This is a genomic window from Serratia sp. CY31944 (genome assembly GCF_052169175.1).
Lineage (GTDB): Bacteria > Pseudomonadota > Gammaproteobacteria > Enterobacterales > Enterobacteriaceae > Serratia > Serratia sarumanii.
The window spans coordinates 15,492-37,892 of record NZ_JBJNLG010000008.1; the positions used below are offsets into that span (position 1 = coordinate 15,492).

Annotated in this window: 11 protein-coding genes and 1 rRNA gene; 6 read left to right on the plus strand and 6 right to left on the minus strand. The window is 61.2% G+C overall.

Going from position 1 to position 22,401, the window contains the following annotated elements:
• Nucleotides 1–27 precede the first annotated feature (27 nt).
• Nucleotides 28–2,328 carry a TonB-dependent siderophore receptor gene (locus ACJ8IN_RS10890; RefSeq protein ID WP_033655149.1) on the plus strand — a complete coding sequence of 767 codons (2,301 nt, stop codon included), beginning with the start codon at nucleotides 28–30 and terminating at the stop codon, nucleotides 2,326–2,328.
• A gap of 58 nt (nucleotides 2,329–2,386) precedes the next feature.
• On the opposite strand, the gene ACJ8IN_RS10895 is transcribed toward ACJ8IN_RS10890, so the two are convergent.
• The 3 genes from ACJ8IN_RS10895 to ACJ8IN_RS10905 all read right to left on the minus strand — a co-directional run bounded on the left by ACJ8IN_RS10895 (nucleotide 2,387) and on the right by ACJ8IN_RS10905 (nucleotide 8,748).
• The gene (locus tag ACJ8IN_RS10895) at nucleotides 2,387–3,619 is read right to left on the minus strand and encodes a YncE family protein (protein WP_033636746.1); all 1,233 of its coding nucleotides are present in this window, start codon (nucleotides 3,617–3,619) and stop codon (nucleotides 2,387–2,389) included.
• Nucleotides 3,620–3,666: 47 nt separating this feature from the next.
• Nucleotides 3,667–6,576: a condensation domain-containing protein gene (locus ACJ8IN_RS10900; protein ID WP_060422727.1), complete on the minus strand. Its 2,910-nt coding sequence runs from the start codon at nucleotides 6,574–6,576 to the stop codon at nucleotides 3,667–3,669.
• Between the two features lie 78 nt (nucleotides 6,577–6,654).
• Complete coding sequence (locus ACJ8IN_RS10905) at nucleotides 6,655–8,748, minus strand: TonB-dependent receptor (RefSeq protein ID WP_033636744.1); 2,094 nt, start codon at nucleotides 8,746–8,748, stop codon at nucleotides 6,655–6,657.
• 534 nt (nucleotides 8,749–9,282) lie between these two features.
• On the opposite strand from ACJ8IN_RS10905, the gene ACJ8IN_RS10910 reads away from it, so the two are divergent.
• Nucleotides 9,283–10,893 (plus strand): condensation domain-containing protein, encoded by a 1,611-nt coding sequence (locus ACJ8IN_RS10910; protein WP_197847311.1) that lies wholly within the window; start codon nucleotides 9,283–9,285, stop codon nucleotides 10,891–10,893.
• Nucleotides 10,894–10,957: 64 nt separating this feature from the next.
• Entirely contained in the window at nucleotides 10,958–14,053 is a 3,096-nt protein-coding gene (locus tag ACJ8IN_RS10915; protein ID WP_308325356.1) for an amino acid adenylation domain-containing protein, read from the plus strand.
• Nucleotides 14,054–14,095: 42 nt separating this feature from the next.
• Here ACJ8IN_RS10915 and ACJ8IN_RS10920 read toward each other — a convergent pair whose 3' ends face one another.
• Nucleotides 14,096–15,439 (minus strand): condensation domain-containing protein, encoded by a 1,344-nt coding sequence (locus ACJ8IN_RS10920; RefSeq protein ID WP_033636741.1) that lies wholly within the window; start codon nucleotides 15,437–15,439, stop codon nucleotides 14,096–14,098.
• A gap of 274 nt (nucleotides 15,440–15,713) precedes the next feature.
• The gene (gene gltP / locus ACJ8IN_RS10925) at nucleotides 15,714–17,030 is read right to left on the minus strand and encodes a glutamate/aspartate:proton symporter GltP (RefSeq protein ID WP_015376334.1); all 1,317 of its coding nucleotides are present in this window, start codon (nucleotides 17,028–17,030) and stop codon (nucleotides 15,714–15,716) included.
• A gap of 900 nt (nucleotides 17,031–17,930) precedes the next feature.
• Between gltP and acs the strand changes: the two genes are divergently transcribed.
• From acs to actP, 3 genes are all read left to right on the plus strand, one after another.
• A complete protein-coding gene (gene acs / locus ACJ8IN_RS10930) occupies nucleotides 17,931–19,889 on the plus strand; it encodes an acetate--CoA ligase (protein ID WP_033649947.1) in 1,959 nt (652 codons plus the stop codon).
• Nucleotides 19,890–19,980: 91 nt separating this feature from the next.
• On the plus strand, nucleotides 19,981–20,292 hold the full coding sequence (locus tag ACJ8IN_RS10935) for a DUF485 domain-containing protein (protein ID WP_004930047.1): 312 nt from the start codon (nucleotides 19,981–19,983) through the stop codon (nucleotides 20,290–20,292).
• Complete coding sequence (gene actP / locus ACJ8IN_RS10940; protein ID WP_151266206.1) at nucleotides 20,289–21,941, plus strand: cation/acetate symporter ActP; 1,653 nt, start codon at nucleotides 20,289–20,291, stop codon at nucleotides 21,939–21,941. Before ACJ8IN_RS10935 ends, actP begins: the two co-directional genes overlap by 4 nt.
• A 347-nt stretch (nucleotides 21,942–22,288) precedes the next feature.
• Here the strand turns inward: actP and rrf are convergent.
• Nucleotides 22,289–22,401, minus strand: a 5S ribosomal RNA gene (gene rrf / locus ACJ8IN_RS10945); the annotation flags it as partial.

The following is a 22,401-nucleotide window of genomic DNA, read 5'->3' on the forward strand; positions in this document are numbered from 1 at the left end:
GGGATGGCAGCAAGGTAGGACACTCAAATGAAAAGCAAGCTATCACGTTATTCTTTAGCCACTCTTATCGGCTTGGGATTGGGCGCGTCCGCGTTCGCCAACGCCGCGCAGCAGACCGACACCCCCACCACGGAAGAAAACAGCGGCGCCGCGGATAAAAAGCCGCGCGGCGAAGACACCATCGTCGTGACCGCCGCCCGGCAGAACCTGCAGGCACCTGGGGTGTCCACCATCACCGCCGATGAGATCAAGAAACGCCCGCCGGCGCGCGACATCAGCGAACTGATCCGCACCATGCCCGGGGTTAACCTGACCGGCAACTCCACCAGCGGCCAGCGCGGCAACAACCGCCAGATCGATATCCGCGGCATGGGCCCGGAAAACACCCTGATTCTGATCGACGGCAAACCGGCCTCCAGCCGCAACTCGGTGCGTCAGGGCTGGCGCGGCGAGCGCGACTCGCGCGGCGATACCGCCTGGGTGCCGCCGGAAATGATCGAGCGCATCGAAGTGCTGCGCGGCCCTGCCGCGGCGCGCTACGGCAACGGCGCCGCGGGCGGCGTGGTCAACATCATCACCAAGAAGGCCGGCGATGCGCTGCACGGCTCGCTGAACGGCTACTTCAACGTGCCGCAACACAAGCAGGAGGGCGCCACCAAACGCACCGACTTCAGCCTGTCCGGCCCGCTGAGCGATTCCCTGAGCTTCCGTCTGTTCGGCGGCTACAGCAAAACGCAGGCCGACGCCTGGGACATTAACGAATCGCATAAGTCGTACCGTGCTGCAGCCACAGCAACCACCCCTAGTTATGAAAATAGCGTTCCCGCTGGCCGCGAAGGGGTGGTCGATAAAAATATCGACGCCCTGCTGCACTGGGACTTCGCCCATCTGCAGTCGCTGGAGTTCGAGTACGCCTATGGCCGCCAGGGCAACCTGTATGCCGGCGATACCCAGAACACCAACAGCAATGACCTGGTGCAGAGCAACTACGGCAAAGAGACCAACCGCATCTACCGTGAAACCTTCGGCCTGACCCACCGCGGCGCCTGGGACAACGGCGTGAGCACCACCAACTACGTGCAGTTTGAGCGCACCCGCAACACCCGCCTGAACGAAGGGTTGGCCGGCGGCACCGAAGGCATCTTCGACACCAAAAACACCGGCTTCGGCACCACCAAGCTGGACGACTTCCTGGCGCACAGCGAAGTCAGCGTGCCGTTCGAACTGGGCGTCGCCCAGACCGCCACGCTGGGCACTGAATGGACCCAGCAGCGGATGAAGGACGGCACCTCCACCAGCCAAACGCTGATGGGCGGCACCATTCCCGGCATGACTACCGGTACGCGCAGCCCTTACGCTTCCGCGCATATCTTCTCGCTGTTTGCCGAAGACAATATTGAACTGACCGACACCACCATGCTGACGCCGGGCCTGCGCTACGATCTGCATTCGGAATCCGGCAATAACTGGAGCCCGGCGCTGAACCTGTCGCAGGAACTGGGCGACTACTTCACGCTGAAGATGGGCATCGCGCGTTCCTACAAAGCGCCGACGCTGTTCCAGACCAACGGCAACTACCTGCTGTACAGCAAAGGCCAGGGATGTGCCGGCAGCGATACCAAAAACGGCTGCTACCTGCTGGGCAACGACGATCTGAAGGCGGAGACCAGCGTCAACAAAGAGATCGGGCTGGAGTTCCATAATGACGGCTGGCTGGCCGGCGTGACCTACTTCCGCAACGATTACCACAACAAGATTGAAGCGGGCAACTCGCGCATCGCCACCAGCAGCAAAAATACAGCGGTCTACCAATGGGAAAACGTGCCGAAAGCGGTGGTACAAGGGCTGGAAGGCTCGCTGAACGTGCCGGTCAGCGAGACCGTCACCTGGAGCAACAACGCCACCTACATGATCGAGAACAAGAACAAGACCACCGGCGATTACCTGTCGGTGATCCCGAAGTTCACCGTCAACTCGACCCTCAGTTGGCAGGCTACGCAGGATCTGTCGATGCAGTCCACCCTGACCTGGTACGGCCGTCAGAAGCCGAAGAAGTACAACTACCAGGGTAAACCGGCCACCGGCGGCGAAACCCGTGAGGTCAGCCCTTACGCCATCGTCGGCGCCAGCGCGACCTATGACCTGACCAAAAACGTCAGCCTCACCGCCGGCATCGATAACCTGTTCGACAAACGCCAGTTCCGCGCCGGCAACGCGCAGAACGTGGGCGATCCGAACACCGGCGTGATCAACATCGCCGGTGCGGGCGCGGCCACCTACAACGAACCGGGCCGCACCTACTACATGAGCATCAACACCCACTTCTGATGACATGAACCAACGAAAAAGGGGCGCCGCGGCACCCCTTTTTTATATTTAGATTCAGTTAGTTGGTGTGCAGCTGAATGCGCACCACGCTTTCCGGCTTGCCGGCCTTGGTGGAAGCGCCGTCGTTTTTCACCGTCACGAACAGCGCGTCGCCTTTCGGATCCAACGCCAGACTGTTAGGGTGCGGCGGCAGGTCTACGGTTTGCAGGCGCTTGAGCGTCTTGGCGTCGAACACCGTCAGCGTCCCGGCGCCGTGATCCACGCGCACGCCTTTGCGGTTGGCGACGTACAGCCGCTGGCTGCGCTCGTCGAGCAGCAGGCCGATCGGCACCTCATCCGTCAGCTCGCTGGCCAGTACCTTGCCGCTGTCCGCATCCAGCGCGAATACCCGGTGGCCGCTGCTGCGCTTCACGTAGTCGTGCCCCAGATGATGATTGCGGTAGTTATCGCGATCGATACCCTGATCGACACCCAGCAGACGATTGCTCGCCGGATCATACACCAGATTCAGCAGCTGATCGGCCTGCACTTCGTGGGTGGCGGTGATCGCCAGCGTGTCGGCGTTCAGGGTGATCACCTGCCCCTGCATGTTGGAGACGAATACCCGGCGGCCCTTCTCATCCAATGTGATGCCCACCGCGTTGTAGCCGAAGCCCGGGATCACTTTCTCCAGCTTGCCGGCCTTGGTATCGACCACGTACAGCACGCTGTCGACGCCGAAGCCCAGCCCCGGCAGGAACAAGCGGCCGCTTTGCGCGTCATACTTGATCTCGCGAATGCGGTACAGGTAGTCCTCGGTGATTTTGAACTTCTTCAACTCCGCCAGCAGGAAGTCCAGGCGCTTGCCGCTGATGCCCGCCTGCTTGTAGGCCTGCTCCAGCACCGCTTTGTCCAGCAGCTTGATGCTGCCCAGCGCGTGGTTGGTGGTGGTGTCCACCACCCCGACTTCGCCGTTGAAGCCCTGAGTCAGGTACAGGCGATTGCCCGCATCGTTCAGCGCCACGCCGAAGCCTTTCACCTGCAGCGGGATCTCCGCCTTGATCGCCAGGGTGTTGGGATCCAGCCGCAGCACACGGGAGCGCGCCTCTTCCTTCCAGTCCGGCGCGCTGACGAACAGCGCCTGTTGCGAGGTGCTGTAGGCCATCTCCACCACCGCCGACGACAGCGCCTCGCGCTTGATGTCCTGCGGTTTGATGCCGGCATCGTCGGCCTGCGCAGCGCCGGCGACCACCAGAGAGGCCGCCACCAGCAGCGAAAGTAACGCGCGCGGGGTTGCTAGGGTTCCAGACATCCTTTTATCTCCTTGAAAATCATGCTTTCGGTTAGAGTGAAACAACGTCATGCCTGCGGCCCGGGCGGCAGCGCCGCCAGAGCGATATCGCCAGCGATGTGCTGCGCAAACTGGGTAAAGACGTGCTGAACGCCGTCGGCGATCAGATTGGCCTGCTCCCGGCTGTAGTGATCCTGGCGGTAGGTCATCATCACCCGCAGGGATTTCGCCCCGGCCAGATCGTCTTCCATCACCTCAAACTGCAGGCCGAGCAGCGACTCGGCTTTTTCCGGCTCCACCTGGCGGTAGGCGATCGCACTGCCGTCCTGCAGCCGGAACTCGCCGTTCAGCTTGATGCGGCTGTGGATCTGGATAAACACTTCGAACATGTGGTTCTTGCGGTCGGCGTCCACGCCGAACAGCCCTTCCTCCACCAGATCGATTGGAATATCGGTGTACGGCAGCGAGCCGTTGATGGTGTTTTTCACCTGGCTGACCAACCCGGCCACCGTCAGCCCCTCGTCGAAGCGCACGCGGTGCACCACCACGGTGGTGAAGTAGCCGACGGTATCGAAGAACTCGGCGTCGTTACGGCCGGAGGTCGAGGTGCCCACCAACAGATCCGCCGGGCCGCCAAGCAGGTGCAGCGCCGAGGTAATCCCGGCATACACCACGTTGAACAGCGAAGCGTTGTTGCGGCGGGCGAGCTGATACAGGCCTTCCGCCACGGCGGGATCGACCTCGAACTCCAGCCAGCCGCCGTTGACGTCCGCCGGTGCCGGCACCGCCGGGTGGGTGGATGGCTCTTGCCGGAAGATCGGCTGGCCGACCGGCGCGCCGCGCAGCGCGTCGAGCCAGTAGTCCAGATGTTGCTGCTGCACCCCGGAGGCCCGCTGCTGCCGGGCGAAGGTGTGGAACTGCGGCGGCTGCCCGCTCCACTGCGGCGCCTGGCCGACGACGCGATGGCGGTAGGCGACGCCCAATTCATCCATCATCAGGTTGAGCGACCATTCATCCAGCACCACATGGTGGAACAGCAGCGACAGCAGCTGCTGACCGTTGTCCGCATCGCGCAGCAGCGCGACGCGCAGCGGCAGCTCGGCGGCCAGATCGAACCGGTGCTGGCCGGCGTCGGCCAACAGGGCGGCGGCGTTGCCCGCCGGCGTCTCGTGGGAGAAGCGGAACCACTGGTACTCCGGCAGCTCGGCGGCCGGCACCACCACCTGCACCACCGCGCCCTGCTGCTCGACGAAGCGTGAACGCAGCACGGTATGGCGAGTCATGACGTCGATAAACGCCTGACGCAGCGCCGTTTCATCCACCGCATCGAAGAAGCGCAGAGAGAACGGCAGGTTGAAAATCTCGTCATGGCCGAAGGCTTCATACACCTTCCACAGCGATTCCTGCGCCAGCGACAGCGGTGCCTGCGCCCGATCATGATCGTCGGCGGTGGCCACCGCGGCATTCGGCTGCGCAACGTTCAGGCGTTTGGCATAGCCCGCCAACCCGCGCGCCGTCGGATGGCTGAACAGGTCGTTAATGTTGATTTCGATCTGATGCAGGCTCAGCAAACGGCCGATCACCCGGGTGGCCACCAGCGAATGGCCGCCGCGATCGAAGAAGTCTTCATCCAGGGTCATTTCCGGCGCCACCAGCGCCTCACGGAACTCCTGCAAAATCAGCGGTGCAACGCTTTCGTCCGCGTCGCCGTTCGCCGCCGGCGCGGCCATCGCCGGGGAAACGGACTCAGCCGCCGGCAATGCGACGGCAATCCGCTGCCCGGCCAGGAAGGCGCTGAACTGCTCCAGCAGGAAAGGCGCCACATGCGGAGACAGGCGCGGATCGGTGACCAGCTCGAGCGTCAGCGCTTCCGCCTCCGGCAATCCCAGCAGCAGCGCCAGCTCAAACGGCGTATGCAGCGGCGGCAGCAACAGGCGTTCGGCGTAAACGCCTTCCAGCCGCCACTCTGCGGCCAGATCGTCGCGCCAAGCCACCAGCAGCTGCGCCCGTTGCGGGTCCGGCTGTTCAGCCACGGTTTGCGCCAGCAGCCGCTGCCCGGCGTCGCCCTCGCCATGCTGCACGGTCAGGCGCATCAGCGGCGGCGCCGTCAGGCCCAGCTCCAGGCCGACGTACTCCGCCGTATCCGCCGCCGGCACGCACAGCTGCACCGCTTGGCCGCCGGCCTGCGCGGCGACGAACTCGGCAAACCGCGCCGCCACCGCCGCCAGCAGCGCCCGCGGCGTGTCGTTGGCGGGCAACAGCGAGCGCGCAATGCGCGTGACCACGCGCGCGCCCACCGTCGGTAAGGCTTCAGCGCGCTGCGCCGGGCTGCGATAATCCTGCAGTGAGACCGCCTGGCGCACCCACGGCAGCTGCGGCTCCGGAGTTTCCACCAGCTCGACCGGCTCCGCCGCGAAAGGCAGAGGCATCGCGTCCCCGTTATAACGGGCGGACAGCATCGCCGGCAGATGACGCCACGGCAGCGTTTCCGCCAGGATGTCATGCAAGACCACGCCCAAAATCACGTTATCGCCCGGCGTGAGCAACAGCAGGCAGCGCAACGGCGCTTCGCTTTCCAGTACAAACGGCGTTGCCTGCGCTTGCAGCAGGCGACAAATGGCCTGTTTTTCGTCCGCCACCTGACGAAGGCTCACCGGCAACGGCGCCGAGCCGGCGGGGCGTTTCACCAGGCCGTTTTCGTCATCAAAAACGTAGCGCACGTCCACGCCCGGCGTTTCCCGCACCAGCGCCTGCAGCGCCGCCGTCAATTGGGCGATATCCACATCCCCCGTCAAACGCCAGGCCAACGCCCGCTGCCCGCGTGCGTCACCCTGCTGCAGATGGGCAAACCATGCCCGCTCTTCGGCTTCGCTCACCGGCCGCTCGCCGCTCGCCGACGCCGCGCCCAGCGCCTGAAACGCGCTCTCCAGCCGCTGGGCCTCTTCATCGCTCAGAATGCTGTCAAAATCACCGATCACTGCGTTATCTCCTCTGCCCGGCCGTGCCGGGATAGCGCATAAAACGGGGGACATTCGTCCCCCGTCATCGCGATAGCGTTAGAAATTCAGCTCAACCGCCGCGCCGACCAGGCGGCCTCGCTGCAGGGTCGCCGTGTAGATGTCATTACTTCTGACCATCTCGCGGCGGTCGGAATCAAACAGGTTTTTCGCATACAGCGTGGCGCGGCCGTAGTCGAAGGTGTAAGCCAGCTGGGCGTTGGCCGTCCAATAGGAGCCGATACGCCCGCGCGAATCGTTGTCATACGCCGAGTAATAGGAGTCCGAAAACGCCACGTTGCTGCTCAGCTCCCACCCTTTCAGGAACTGATATTTGGCGCCCATATTGGCGGTGTAAGCCGGTGCGCGCGCCAGCTCATGCCCTTCCACGCCGCTGCCCGAGAATTTCTTGATGTCAGTTTTCAGCAGGCCGAGGTTGCCGAACAGTTCAAAGTCCCAACGCGGCTGCCAGGTGGCGCCGATTTCCGCGCCGTAGGTTTCCACCTTGTCGGCGTTGCGGATCACGCTGGAGTTCTCACCCAACGAGTACGGCAGCTGCATGTCTTTGTAATCGTTGTAGAAGATGTTACCCGTCAGCACCACGTTGGCGTCTTTCAGGTGATGGCGGGTGTACAGCTCATAGTTCCAGACATACTCGGAACCGTAGGTATAGCTGACCACCGGCGTGCCGATCGTGATGCCGCCGCCGCCGGCGTTATAGCCGCGCGCGATCTTGGCGCCGTAGGTTTGGGTATCCGTCGGTTTCCAGGCCACGTCCAGCTTCGGCAGGAACACGGTGTAGGTTTCATCGAAGTCGATACGCACCGCCTGACTGCCGCCGTCGCGGCGGCGGTGTTCGCGTTCCAGACGGCTGGCGGCGGTCACGTCCACCTGCGGCGTCAGCGCATAGGTCAGCTCAGCGAACGCCGAATGGGTATCGGTTTTATCCTTGAAGGTCGATCCGCCGAAGATGTTGACGAACTCATCCTGCGTACCGTGGAAGTAACGCAGCCCAGCCAGCCCGTGCAGGCGACTGTCCGCGCCGCCGAAGCGCACCACCGGCTCTACGTGAACTTCCTGGCCGTCAATCTCGGCGTATTGGATGTTGTAAGCGGTAGGACGGTTAATGTTGAAATCGGTATAGATAACGCGGTTTTCCAACGTCAGCGCATCGGAGGCCTCCCAGGCCAGATCCCAGATGGTGCTGTTCATGTTGCTTTTGAACACGGCGCGGCGCGGATCGTGGCGCGGATTGGTTGGGTGCGGCTGCGGGTTGAGGCTTTCGTTCTGTGGTGCGGTGCTGCCGAAATGGTTAAAGGTCAGTTTGGTAGTCAGATCGCGCAAGCCGGCCGGATTGAACAACAGCTTGGCGCGGGCGGTGGTGGCTTCCACTTCTCGCGGATCGCCCACCGGCGCATAGGCCGGCAGATCGGCCTCGCTGCGGCGGCGCTGGCGATCGACGCTCACGCGGAACGCCAGCTGATCTTCCACCAGCGGGCCGGACGCCATGGCGGCCAGTTGCGAAGAGTGTTGGTTGCCGGCGCCGCCCTTGAAGGCGCTTTCCCACTCGAAGGTCGGATCTTTACTGGCCATGACGATGGCGCCGGCGATGGCGTTGCGCCCCTGAATGTAGCTTTGCGGGCCGAGGAACACTTCAACGCGATCCAGATCCCACAGCGACTGCGGGCCGAACGCCTGTTCGTTATAGGTCAGCGAACGGCCGTCCAACGACAGGTTGAGGCGCGGGCGGGTGCCGCTGAGGAAGGCGTTGGCGCCGACGTTCGGACCGGAACCGTCGATACCGCGCACGGTCGGAAGTTCGTTGCCGATGCCCAGATCCACCACGTTGGGGGTCATGCGCAGCAGATCGGGGATCTGCACTGCGTCGGGCATCGATGCGATGCGGTTGCTGTCGAACACCTGCACGCTGGAACTGGTGTCGAAAATAGAACGTTTGACCTTCTCACCGGTAACCAGCAGCGTTTCCGCGTCCTGGTAGGTTTCGTTGCTCTTCGTTTCCGCCGCGTTGACGTTACCGATCGCCAGTGAACAAACCCCTAAAAATACGGAGGAAAACGCCCCAATGGCTTTCATCCCCGCTTTTTCCCCGTTTCCTACGCTTTCATGCCGTTGAGCCGCAAAATGCTTGCCCATAGATGTCTTCTCCTTTCATCCCAGAGGTGCACAAAATTTGATTTTTTTTACACAACCTACATCGACACTCACACAGACCATGACGCTGCGGCCTTCCCGGCCTTGCTGTTGCTTATCCCTGCGGCAAACCCATGTTTTTCGCGGCCAAACGAGCGCGGCCCCGTCCACGGCCAAGCCGCCGGCGAAGCGGCCGGCAGCTTGTATAAAAACGTAAAAGAGTGTTAAGAATGATAATATTTTGCATTTTCTAATGCAAATCATTATCAACAAAGATGAGGAGCCGAGCACGGAAACAGCCAGAAAGCCTTATATTTTTGCAGGTAAAACAAGCGCTGCAATAACAAGCAATCATTTCAATGCTAAGAATAATATAGATAAATTATTCACCTCCAAAGCCCTACCTGCCCGGCATCGCTAAAACCCCTTATAAATAGCACCTTCGCGCCAAATGGATTAAATAATAATAATTTTCATTCCTATTAACATTTGGATATATTCTTGCAGTCTCGTTGGCTGAATCAAAATGGATACCCGATGAAAGCTTTGACCACGATGCAGGCCGCCTATTGGGTAGGCCGACAGTCCGCTCCTCCCCTCGGCGGCATGGCCGCCCACCTGTATGCGGAATTCGACGGCGGCGAGCTGGATCTCGCCCGACTACGCCAGGCCGTTGATGCGCTGTACCTGCATCATCCGCTGTTGCGCCTGCGCATTACCGATGATGGCCGGCAGACGATCGCGCCTCCCGGCCCCCGGCACACCTTGCATATCGACGACTGGCAACATGCCGATGAAGCGACGCTGGCGGCCGCGCTCGCCGCCAAACGCCAGGCGAAAAGCACCCAGCTGCTGCCTCTGGAACAGGGCGTGCCCTGCGATATCAGCCTGAGCCTGTTGCCGGAAGGGCGCAGCCGCCTGCATGTCGATCTCGATATGATCGCCGGCGATGCCATGAGCTTTCGCCTGTTGATGGAAGATCTGACGGCGTTTTATTACCAGTGCCCGCCGGCGCCCCCCCATGACGTGCCGCCGGCCTACTTCGACCACCTCGAACGGCGCGACGCCGACGAGGCGCTGCGCCAGCGGCGCGAACGCGGCCAGCGTTGGTGGCGTGAGCGCCTGGCGCAGGTGCCGCCGGCGCCGCACCTGCTGCGCACGCCGGACCGCTGCCGCAGCGATCGCCTGGCCGTACAGCTGAATGCGGAAGAAAGCCGCGCGCTGGAGAGCGCCGCCAAACGGCATCACACCTCGCTCTCGACGCTGTTTTTAGCGCTGTTCGCGCTGGCCGTCGGCCAGGGTTGGAACATGACGCGCTTTCGGCTCAACGTGCCGCTGTTCCACCGCGAGAGCGAACGGGAGGACGCGCATCGCCTCATCGGCGATTTCTCTAACCTGGTGCTGCTCGGCGTGGAGCTGAACCCGACGGAAAATCTGAGCGCTTTCTGCCGGCGCCTGATGGCACAGCTGGCGGAGCTGATCGAGCATGCGGATTACCCCGGCGTCAGCGTGATGCGCGATCTGTCGCGCCTGCACGGCAGCCTGCAGCCTTCGCCGGTGGTGTTTACCGCCGGTTTTGGCATCCGCGGCAAGACGCTGTTTTCCGAACGGGTCACCGACACCTTCGGCCATCTCGGCTGGGTCATCTCTCAGGGGCCGCAGGTGGCGCTGGATGCGCAGGTCGCCCACGTCGACGACGGCATTCTGATCAACTGGGACGTGCGGCTGGATGCGTTCCCCGAGCAGGTGCTGCCACGCCTGCTGGCCTGTTACCGGGCGCTGCTGCACTTGGCCGCGCGGCAAACGGAGGCGTTCGATCGCCCGCTGTCGCAGCTGTTGGCGCAATGCACACCCGACGCGCTGGCGCAGCAGGCACCGGTGCGCCAGGTGCTGCATCGGCTGCTGGCGCGGGTGGCCCCCGGGGCCGGCTTGCGCGACCACGACGATATCCGCCGGTTGGCCTTGCCGGATGCCGGGGTGAACGCGCTGCTGACGGTGCTCAACAAGTATCTGGCGGCGGCGCTGACGGCGCAGGATCTGGCGGCGCATTCCTCCCCTGCGGCGCTGGCGGCGCTGATCTGCCAACGCTCGCCCGAGGCAGGAAAGCATGCGAAAACGCTGCTCGCCGCGCTGGCGCCGCAGCACTGAGATCGGTTTCCGGGCGCGCGGCGCCCGGCTCGTTTTAATCGGTTAGCGACTATAGGGAAGTACCATGGAGACAGCATTAACCGCACTGCAGCAGGCCTATCTTCTGGGCCGCAGCGATCGATGGCCGCTCGGCGGCGTGGCGATGCACGACTTTCGCGAATACCGCGCCCGGCAGCCGGATATGCCGCGCTTTGAAGCGCGCCTGAGCGAGCTGGTACAGCACTACCCGGCGTTGCGCACCTGCATCGATGTGCAGCGCGGCACGCAGCACGTACGCCCGGAGGTGACGCTGCATCTGGATCGTCACGATCTGCGCGCCCTTGATGGCGAAGCGGCGCAGCGCCAGGTCGAACAACTGCGCGAGCGTTACTCCCACCAGCGCCACGATCCGAGCCAACCGCTGTGGCGCATCGCCGTGATCCAACTTGCCGAACAGCAGGATCCGACGGGATCGCCGTACGATACGCTGATCTTTACCAGTTTCGATGCCTTGATCCTCGACGGCCAAGGGATCTCCACCGTGATCGCACGCCTGTTCGACGATCGCCCTCTGACGCCGACCGCCGCCGCGCTGCCGCTCCCCACCGCATCGGCGGCGCAGCGCCAGGCCGACGCCGCCTACTGGCGCGAAAAGCTGCAGGATGTCACCACGCCGTCGGCGTTGCCGTGGCGCGCCCCGCTCGCCAATCTCACCTCATCGCGCTATCGCCGCGCCAGCCTGACGCTGCCGCGCGATACGATAAAACAGCTTGGCCGTCTGGGATCGCCGCATGCGCTGCTGCGCAACAGCCTGCTGTCGGCGCTGATCCTCGATACGCTGGCCCACTGGACCACCGACGGCGAGCTGTGCGTCGGCGTGCCGGTAGCGTTTCCCGCCGCCGACGGCGCTCTGGGCAACGCCTCCAGCTTCGTGGCGGTGCGCTATTCCCGCCACGGCGAAGACTTTATCCAGCGCGCGCAAGCCTTACAGGACGACGTGCTCGGCGCGCTCGACCACCTGACGTTTTCCGGCGTCGATCTGGCGCGGCAGTTGCTCGGCCAAAGCCAGGGCGGCCCGGCGCTGCCGGTGATCCTGACCAACTGCCTGGGCTGGGAAACGCTGCCGGCCGAGGCGCCGGTGCGCTTCCACGACGGCCTGACCCAAACGCCGCAGGTCGCCATCGACATTCGCCTGACGCTGGACAGCGAAAAAAACCTGCAGCTGTGCGTGGACTACGCCGAGCAGGCGCTGCACGGCGAGCAGGTAGAAGCCATGCTGGCGGCACTGCAGCGACGCATCCTGCACAGCTGCCAACGGGCCGACCTGGCGATCGCGCCGCGGGACTTCATCGATCTGACTCATTACCGCCACAACGACAGCGAAGCGAATTACGCACCTTATCCTTATTTGGCGCAGCTGGCCGAGCGGCTGTTTGGCGTACAAAACGGCGGCAACGCGCTGATCTGCGGCGAACAGACGCTGACCTACCGCGAACTGGGCCAGCGGATCGCCACGGCGATCGCCAACCTGCAGAGCCGCGGCGTGCAGCCGGGCAACGTGGTGGCGCTGTATCTGTCGCGCAGCCCGGAACAGATCATCTTCAGCCTCGCCTGCGCCCTGCAGGGCGTGATCTGGGTGCCTGTCGATATCAACTCGCCGCCGGAGCGCACCGCCTACCTGCTGGAAAACTGCCGGCCGACGCTGGTGGTGCACGGCGGCGATCTGGAGACGCCGATCGGCGTAACGCCGGCGGCCCTGCTGGCGCCGACGGATCGCGCGCCTGCGCTGCCGGATGAACAGACGTTGGCGGAACGCAGCGCCAGCCAGGCCGCGAGCTACTACCTGTATACCTCCGGCACCACCGGTAAACCCAAATGCGTGGTGCTCAACAACCGCGCCACCGCCAACGTCGTCCACCAGACTCAGCAACGCTGGGCGGTCACCGCCGACGACGTATTCATTTCCGTCACGCCGCCACACCATGACATGTCGATGTTCGATCTGTTCGGTTCGCTGTGCGCCGGCGCCACGCTGGTGCTGCCGGCGCCGCATCAGGAAAAGGACGCCATCAGCTGGAACCAGCTGGTGGAAAAGCACCGGGTCACCCTGTGGTGTTCGGTGCCCGCCATTCTGGAGATGCTACTCACCTGCAAAACGGCCGACAGCCTGCGTTCGCTGCGCCTGGTGGCGCAAGGCGGCGACTACATCAAGCCGGCGACGGTGCAAACCCTGCGCACCCTGCGCCCGGATCTCGCGCTGTTCTCGCTCGGCGGGCCGACCGAAACCACCATCTGGAGCATCTGGCACCCGATCGCCCCGCAGGAGAGCGGCACCGTGCCTTACGGCCGCCCGCTGCCGGCCAACCGCTACTTCATCTGCCATGACGACGGCAGCCACTGCCCGGCCGGCGTGGTCGGCCGCATTCATACCGCCGGGGTCAACCTGGCGTTGGGCTATCTGGAGCAGGGGGAGCTGAAGCAGCATGACTTCGTCACCCTCGAAGGGCCGGACGGGCAACCGCTGCGCGCTTTCCGCACCGGCGATCAGGGCTACTACCGTGCGGACGGCAACATCATGTTCGCCACCCGGGTGAACGGCTATGTGAAGATCCGCGGTGTGCGCGTCTCGTTGCCGGAAATCGAAGATGTGCTGCGCCGCCATCCGGCGATCCTGGATATGGTGGTGGTGGACTATCCCAGCGGAGAGAACAACGAAGCGGCGCTCGGCGCCCTGTATCTGACCCGCGACGGCAAACCGCTGCCGCTGTCCGAGATCCGCGCCTTCGCCACCGGCTATCTGCCCTGCACCCATATTCCCACGCGCTTTATCCATGCCGAGGCGCTGCCGCTGTCCGCCAACGGCAAAACCGACCGCCATCGCATCCGCGCCGATCTGAGCGACCAGCAAACCGCGCCGGCGCTGAACGCCTGTGCGGCGGCGCCGCCGAACGCGCCTTTGGCGCGCAGCGCAGAGATCCTGACTATTTACTGGCAGGCGATCGGCGTAACGCCACGCCCGGAATGGGGGGAAGAGACGGCGTTTATCACCATGGGGCTGAAGTTGCCGCATATCAAACAGGTGGCGGAGCGCCTCAATGACGCTTTCGGCACCCGACTGGTAAGCAGTTCGCTCCTGCCATGCAAGAACGCGCGCGAAGTGGCGGCATTGCTGGCCAACTGATGCCATAAAACTCGGGCGGGGACATCCCCCGCCCGCACTTTATCAGGCAGGCAACGCCGTCAGAGCCGCCAGCGGTTGTTCCCAGGCTTCCCGCTGCAGCGCGCGCAACAGAAACTCTTGCAGCGCCTCGCCATAGTCCAGCACATCCTCCGTCGGGAACTGTTCCAGATAAATATCGATATCGACCTGCAGATCGCGGGCGTCGGTGCGGCCGCGATAAGTCAGATTAAAACCGTCGCCCGAACCGCCGGCCAATACGCGGCGGGTGCCGCTGCAGCCGGTAAACCGGGGCGCATCGAAGGGTTGCACGTTGATGAAAGGAGAAATAAAGAAGCGCGAGCCTGGCTCCACGCCGCGATCGGCGGCCAGTTGACGCAGGCGGTAGCCGGCGTGGCTGCGCAGCTCCCGCAGTTGCTGCGCCATCGTCATCAGAAAATCTCCCAGCGTCGCCGACGGGGGTGGCGATACCAGCAGCGGCAGCGTGTTGACCGCCAGCGAAGGCACGTTGGTGGCAGCCTGCCCGCGGCGATTCATCGCCGGCATCCACATCGGCAGCGTATCGCCTTGTCGGGTGTCGCGCGGCATCACCTGAAACAGCCAGGCCGCCGACAGCGCCACCAGCAAGTCGGGCCAATTGATGCCGCTGCGTTCCGCCAGCTGTGCCAGCCGTTGCGATACCGCCGCCGGCAGCCGGTGGTGGGTGCTTAGACGCCGCACGCCATAGGCCTCACCGCCCTTGCGCACCGTCGGCAGCGCCTGCGACGGCGGCAGATAGCTCTGCCAAAAGCGCCGATCGCGCTCGCATCGCTCAGAATCAGCGTAGGCCAGCTCGGCCTGTTGAAAGGCGTCAAAGGCGCCTAAGGGAATACCCGCGCTGCCTTCACCCAGATAGTGCGCATACAACGCGGCGCAGCGGTGTTCAATCAAGGCCATGCCGAAGCCATCAACCAGAATATGGTGCGCACGCACGTACCAGAGGTAGCGCTCCGGCCCCAGCTTGAGCAGCCAGGCGGCGGCTAGCGGCTCGCTGTGCAGCGCCCGGCGCTGCGCGATATCTTCGCGCATCAGGCTTTGCGCCGCCTGCCAGGGATCGCCGTGCGTTTGCAGATCGATGCGTTGTAATGGCGGTATGCGTTGTGGATCGTGCCGTAACGGCGGAGGAGCGTCGCCACGCCGCTCACCAAAGCGCAGGGCAAACGCCTGCGTCTCGGCGAGGGTAGTGGCGATCGCCCGGCAGAGCGTCTCTTCCTCTACTGCGCCGCACAGTTCGGTGCAGTGTGCGACGGTGGACAGGGTCTGCCCGGGGTGCAAGGTGTGTTCTTCCCAGAAATCAAGCTGCGCTGGCGCCAGCGGCAACCATTCAGAGGCCAAAGCGGTGTCCGACATGTTACCTACCTTTGATAAGCCCGAATAAAGACGCCGAACGGGCGTAACCCCGCCGTTCAACGGCTTTTGCGTGTCTCCATACATCATCAAATGAAAATGATAATAACATCTATTATCATTTCTATTAATTTGGTAACACTTTAGATTCTGTTAAGCGGGGATGCAAGTCGCGCAATAGGACAAAGAAAAGAAAGCGGCAGATTGAAGGGCCATAAAAACAAAACGCCCCGGCACAACTGCCCGGGGCGTTTTTAACATCGGCGAGACTCGGCGATTAGGCCTGATTGGCCGGCTTCACCTTCTGCGCCAGAAACTCCGTTTCGTAGGCCAGCGCCTTCTTGCGATCGAACTGGTGCTCCCATTTGGCGATCACCAATACCGCCAACGCGTTACCCACGACGTTCAGCGCGGTGCGCGCCATATCCAGGATACGGTCCACGCCGGCGATGAACGCCAGGCCTTCCAGCGGAATGCCGACGCTGCCCAGCGTGGCCAGCAGCACCACGAACGAGACGCCCGGCACGCCGGCAATCCCTTTCGAGGTGACCATCAGCGTCAGCACCAGCACGATCTCCTGCCCCAACGACAGCTCGATGCCGTACAGCTGGGCGATAAAGATGGCGGCGATGCTCTGGTACAGCGTCGAGCCATCCAGGTTAAAGGAGTAGCCGGTCGGCACCACGAAGCTGGTGATCGACTTGGGCGCGCCGTAAGCCTCCATCTTTTCGATGATGCGCGGCAGCACCGTTTCCGAGCTGGCGGTGGAATAAGCCAGGATCAGTTCGTCTTTCAGGATGCGGATCAGCGTCCAGATGCGCAGGTTGCACAGCCGGGCGACCGCCCCCAGCACCACCAGGGCGAAGAACGCGATGGCGAAGTACACCAGCACCACCAGCTTGGCCAGCGGCAGTAGCGAAGCGAAACCGAAGTTGGCTACCGTGACCGCAATCAGGCCAAACACCCCGATCGGCGCATAGCGCATGATCATGTGGGTGACTTTGAACATGCTTTCGGACACCGCCTTGAACACCTTCAGCAGCGGTTCTTTGGTCTCTTTCGGCAACGACGACAGCCCCAGACCGAACAGCACCGAGAAGAAGATAATCGGCAACATGTCGCCCTTGGCCATCGACGAGAAGACGTTCGACGGGATCAGCGACAGAATGGTCGCCACCAGGCTGTGCGAACCGCTTTGCACCTGTTCGGTGGTTTTCTCATACTGCGAAATGTCCACCGTGGTCAGCGTCGACATATCGATGCCGTGGCCGGGTTGGAATACGTTGGCCAACGTCAACCCCACCACGATGGCGACGGTGGTGATCACTTCGAAGTAAATAATGGTTTTCAATCCGATGCGGCCCAGCTTTTTCGCATCGCCCACGCCGGCAATACCGACGATCAGCGTGGAAATAACGATCGGCACCACAATCATCTTGATCAGACGAATAAAGATATCGCCCGCCGGGCTGAGAATATTACTCACCAGCCACTCACGAGATTCGGTCTGGTTGTGCAATACCGCGCCAACAATAATACCCAGTACCAACGCGATCAGGATTTGCCAAGCCAGGCTAATTTTTACACTTTTCATACCCAAAAAGTCCTCAAAGACCCTTTTCGCCGTACAAAGTCGCAACACGGCGAAAAGAATACTTAATCATTTATTACAGGCTTATGTTAATTCAATGGAAGCGTTCACCTGCCCTGGGTGCGACGCAGTATAAATCTGTATCATCCGGGCGGCATGCTCTGCAAGCCTTGATTTGTCAGGGTTGAGCGCTGAATCGAATAACAAAAATTTCGCGTTACTATTTCAAACGGCATAATTGCTTGTTATTAAAAACATAATTTTTCATACAATGAAGCACACAAGCACGCCGGCGACGATTTTTTGAACGCCATTAAAGTGCGTTATTTTTCACCCATTCTGCATATTTAATCCGCATAAAATGTTTGTATTTTGTTGCTTAAAAGTCAAACAAATGAGAATTGACCGAGTGACACTTTCGGCCATAAATGCAGCGCCACTTTATATTCAGATTAAAAAACGAACGATATTGCAGAGCGAATGCCATAAGGTATCATCCGACCTTTCATCAGGAATTAAGGTTAATAAAACGTTATTTCACGATGTGTCGTCCATCGTTATATGGTGTTAATACCAACTTCGAATATTAATAGCGAAAAATAATCCAAAAAGATTTATAGCGAGAAATAATTATGACCCTGCGCGTATCTATTAATATCGAGGCAGTTCCCCCCGTCTTTGTTTATTCTTTTTTGTTCTTTATATAAGTGTTTTTGGTTAAAAATGCGGGTTTATGGGGATTTAAGCACCAAAGAGATAGATATGCCCTGCAAATGCGACAGAACGATTACAAATCAATATCTTTGTTGCGTGATCTGCCGCGCAAAAAAGAAACAAAGAATCGTAGCAAACTATACTTAACCTTCAGTTGACATATCATTAACAACTTCAAGGAGAAAAGCTATGAGCCAACTGCATAAACACGCTATTCCTTCTGCAATTGCAGAACGCGCCCTGATTAATCCGGCACAATACCAAGAGTATTATCAACAGTCGGTTCAAGACCCAGAGGCTTTCTGGGGTGAGCATGGCAAAATCCTGGATTGGATCAAACCCTATACCAAAGTTAAAAATACCTCGTTCGATCCGGGCCACGTCAGCATTCGCTGGTTTGAAGACGGCACGTTGAACCTGGCGGCCAACTGTCTGGATCGCCATTTGGCCGAGCGCGGCGACCAAACCGCTATTATCTGGGAAGGCGATGACCCGACCCAATCCAAAAAAGTGACTTACAAACAGTTGCACCATGACGTCTGCCAGTTCGCCAACGTGCTGAAAAAGCTCGGCGTGAAAAAGGGCGACGTGGTGGCTATCTATATGCCGATGGTGCCGGAAGCGGCGGTCGCGATGCTGGCCTGTGCGCGCATCGGCGCCGTTCATTCGGTGATCTTCGGCGGCTTCTCGCCGGAAGCGGTCGCCGGGCGCATTATCGACTCCAACGCCAAGCTGGTGATCACCGCCGATGAAGGCCTGCGCGCCGGCCGCGCCGTGCCGCTGAAAAAGAACGTCGATGATGCGCTGAAAAATCCCAGCGTGGTCAGCGTCACCAACGTGGTGGTGTTCCAACGCACCGGGAAACCGGGCTACTGGCAGGAAGGGCGCGATCTGTGGTGGCATGAGCTGATCCAGGGCGTCTCCGCCGACTGCCCGCCGGAAGAAGTGAACGCCGAAGATCCGCTGTTTATCCTGTACACCTCAGGCTCGACCGGCAAACCGAAAGGCGTGCTGCACACCACAGGCGGCTACCTGGTGTACGCCGCGATGACCTTTAAATATGTGTTTGACTACCACGACGGCGACATTTACTGGTGCACCGCCGACGTGGGCTGGGTTACCGGCCACAGCTATCTGCTGTACGGCCCGCTGGCCTGCGGCGCCACCACGCTGATGTTCGAAGGCGTGCCTAACTATCCGGGCGTCAATCGCCTGTCGCAGGTGATCGACAAGCACCAGGTCAACATTCTGTATACCGCACCAACCGCCATTCGCGCCCTGATGGCCGAAGGCGACAAGGCGATCGAAGGCACCCGACGCGATTCGCTGCGCATCATGGGCTCGGTCGGCGAGCCGATCAACCCGGAAGCCTGGGAGTGGTACTACAACAAGATAGGCAACGCAAAGTGCCCGATCGTCGACACCTGGTGGCAAACCGAAACCGGCGGCTTCATGATTACCCCGCTGCCGGGCGCCACCGAGCTGAAGGCCGGTTCCGCCACGCGGCCGTTCTTCGGCGTACAGCCGGCGCTGGTCGATAACGTCGGCACGCCGCAGGAAGGCGCCTGCGAAGGCAACCTGGTGATCGTCGACTCCTGGCCGGGCCAGGCACGCACCCTGTTCGGCGATCATGACCGCTTCGAGCAAACCTACTTCTCGACCTTCAAAGGCATGTACTTCAGCGGTGACGGCGCCCGTCGCGACGAGGACGGTTACTACTGGATCACCGGCCGCGTCGACGACGTGCTGAACGTCTCCGGCCACCGTCTGGGCACCGCCGAGATCGAGTCTGCGCTGGTATCGCACCCGAAAATCGCCGAAGCGGCGGTGGTCGGCATTCCTCATAACATCAAAGGCCAGGCGATCTACGCCTACATCACGCTGAACCACGGCGAAGAACCGACGCCGGAGCTCTATACCGAAGTGCGCAACTGGGTGCGCAAAGAGATAGGGCCGATCGCCACGCCGGACGTGCTGCACTGGACAGATTCGCTGCCCAAGACGCGCTCCGGCAAGATCATGCGGCGTATCCTGCGCAAAATTGCCGCCGGCGACACCAGCAACCTCGGGGACACCTCCACGCTGGCGGATCCGGCCGTAGTCGACAAGCTGTTGGAAGAAAAACAATCAATGAAAGTGCCATCATAATTTACGCCGCTTCAGGCCGTTCATTCGGATAACGCGCCGTTGAGCGGCCCTGGCGCGGCGTAATCTCTCAATACCGACTGGAGACACTCTGATGAATGACACCATTTATCAAGGGATTGAAGAAAACCCGCGCTTTAAAGAGCTGGTGAGAAAACGCGGCCGGTTCGCCTGGCTGCTTTCGCTGATTACGCTGGCGCTGTACGTCGGCTTTATTCTGTTGATCGCCTTCGATCCGCAATGGCTCGGCACGCCGATCGCCGCCGGATCGACCATCACCCGCGGGATCCCGGTCGGCGTCGGGCTGATCGTGATCTCTTTCGTCTTGACCGGGATCTACGTGTTTCGCGCCAACGGCGAGTTCGATCGCCTCACCGCAGAAATTCTGCGTGAGGTGAAACAATGAAGCGCTTATTCTCTGCCACCGCGCTGCTGTTGCTGCCCGGTCTGGCCTGTGCCGAAGCCATCGGCGGCGAAGTGCATCGTCAGCCGCTGAACATCCAGGCGATCGTGATGTTTATCCTGTTTGTCGGCGCCACGCTCTACATCACCTATTGGGCGTCCAAACGCACCCGTTCCCGTCAGGATTACTACACCGCGGGCGGGCGCATCACCGGCCTGCAAAACGGGCTGGCGATCGCCGGCGACTTCATGTCTGCCGCCTCGTTTCTCGGCATCTCCGCCCTGGTCTACACCTCGGGCTATGACGGCCTAATCTATTCCATCGGCTTCCTCATCGGCTGGCCGATCATTCTGTTCCTGATCGCGGAGCGCCTGCGCAACCTCGGCCGCTATACCTTTGCCGATGTCGCCTCTTACCGCCTAAAACAGAAACCGATCCGTACCCTGTCGGCCTGCGGCTCTTTGGTGGTGGTGGCGCTGTATCTGATCGCACAGATGGTCGGCGCCGGCAAGCTGATCCAGCTGCTGTTCGGGCTCAACTACCACGTGGCGGTGATCTTGGTCGGTATCCTGATGGTGCTGTACGTGCTGTTCGGCGGCATGCTGGCCACTACCTGGGTGCAAATCATCAAGGCGGTGCTGCTGCTGGCCGGCGCCAGCTTTATGGCGCTGATGGTGATGAAGTCGGTTAACTTCGACTTCAATACCCTGTTCGCCGAAGCGGTGAAGGTGCATCCGAAAGGCATCGCCATCATGAGCCCAGGCGGCTTGGTCTCCGATCCGATTTCCGCGCTGTCGCTCGGCCTGGCGCTGATGTTCGGCACCGCCGGTCTGCCGCACATCCTGATGCGCTTCTTCACCGTGAGTGACGCCAAGGAAGCGCGCAAGAGCGTGTTCTACGCCACCGGTTTTATCGGTTATTTCTATATCCTGACCTTTATCATCGGGTTCGGCGCCATCTTGTTGGTCAGCGCCAATCCGGCCTTCAAAGACGCCACCGGCGCGCTGCTGGGCGGCACCAACATGGCGGCGGTGCACCTGGCCAATGCCGTTGGCGGCAACTTCTTCCTCGGCTTTATCTCGGCGGTGGCCTTCGCCACCATTCTGGCGGTCGTTGCAGGCCTGACGCTGGCCGGCGCCTCGGCCGTTTCTCACGATCTGTACGCCAGCGTGATGAAAAACGGCAAGGCAACCGAGCGCGACGAACTAAGAGTATCCAAGATCACCGTTGTGGTGCTAGGCATTGTCGCCATTGCCCTGGGGATTTTGTTCGAGAAGCAGAACATCGCCTTTATGGTCGGGTTGGCGTTCTCCATCGCCGCCAGCTGTAACTTCCCTATCATCATCCTGTCGATGTACTGGTCGCGTTTGACCACTCGCGGCGCGATGATTGGCGGCTGGCTGGGCCTGCTGACGGCGGTGATTCTGATGATCCTCGGCCCGACGATCTGGGTGCAGATCCTCGGCCATGAAAAACCGATTTACCCGTATGAATATCCGGCGCTGTTCTCGATGATTGTCGCCTTTGTCGGTACCTGGCTATTCTCGATCACCGACAGCTCGCTGGCCGGGCAGCAAGAGCGGGAACGCTTCCGGGCTCAGTTTGTCCGTTCGCAAACCGGGTTGGGCATCTCTCAGGGCAGCTCGCATTGACCGAATAATAAGTGAAAAAAGCAAACACACCCTAATCAAAGGCCCTTCGGGGCCTTTTCTCTGGCTGTTTTGTCGGAGAAACAGCGCAGTGTAGCTGCGCTTTTTTACGTTTTACGCATAGCAAAAAGCCCTGAACGTCAGTTCAGGGCTTTCGGCTTGGTTTGATGCCTGGCAGTGTCCTACACAATTCGTCTCATCCTGAGACTCTCCCCTCCGGGGCCGCCGCGAGCGGCGTTAAGGCCCGTTCCCGACGGGCCTTTCGCATGCCCATGCTCGTGCAGAACGCCAGATAACAGACAAAACAAAAAGCCCCATGCTTTCGCATGAGGCTTGTTGTTTTATTTGATGCCTGGCAGTGTCCTACTCTCGCATGGGGAGACCCCACACTACCATCGGCGCTACGGCGTTTCACTTCTGAGTTCGGCATGGGGTCAGGTGGGACCACCGCGCTATTGCCGCC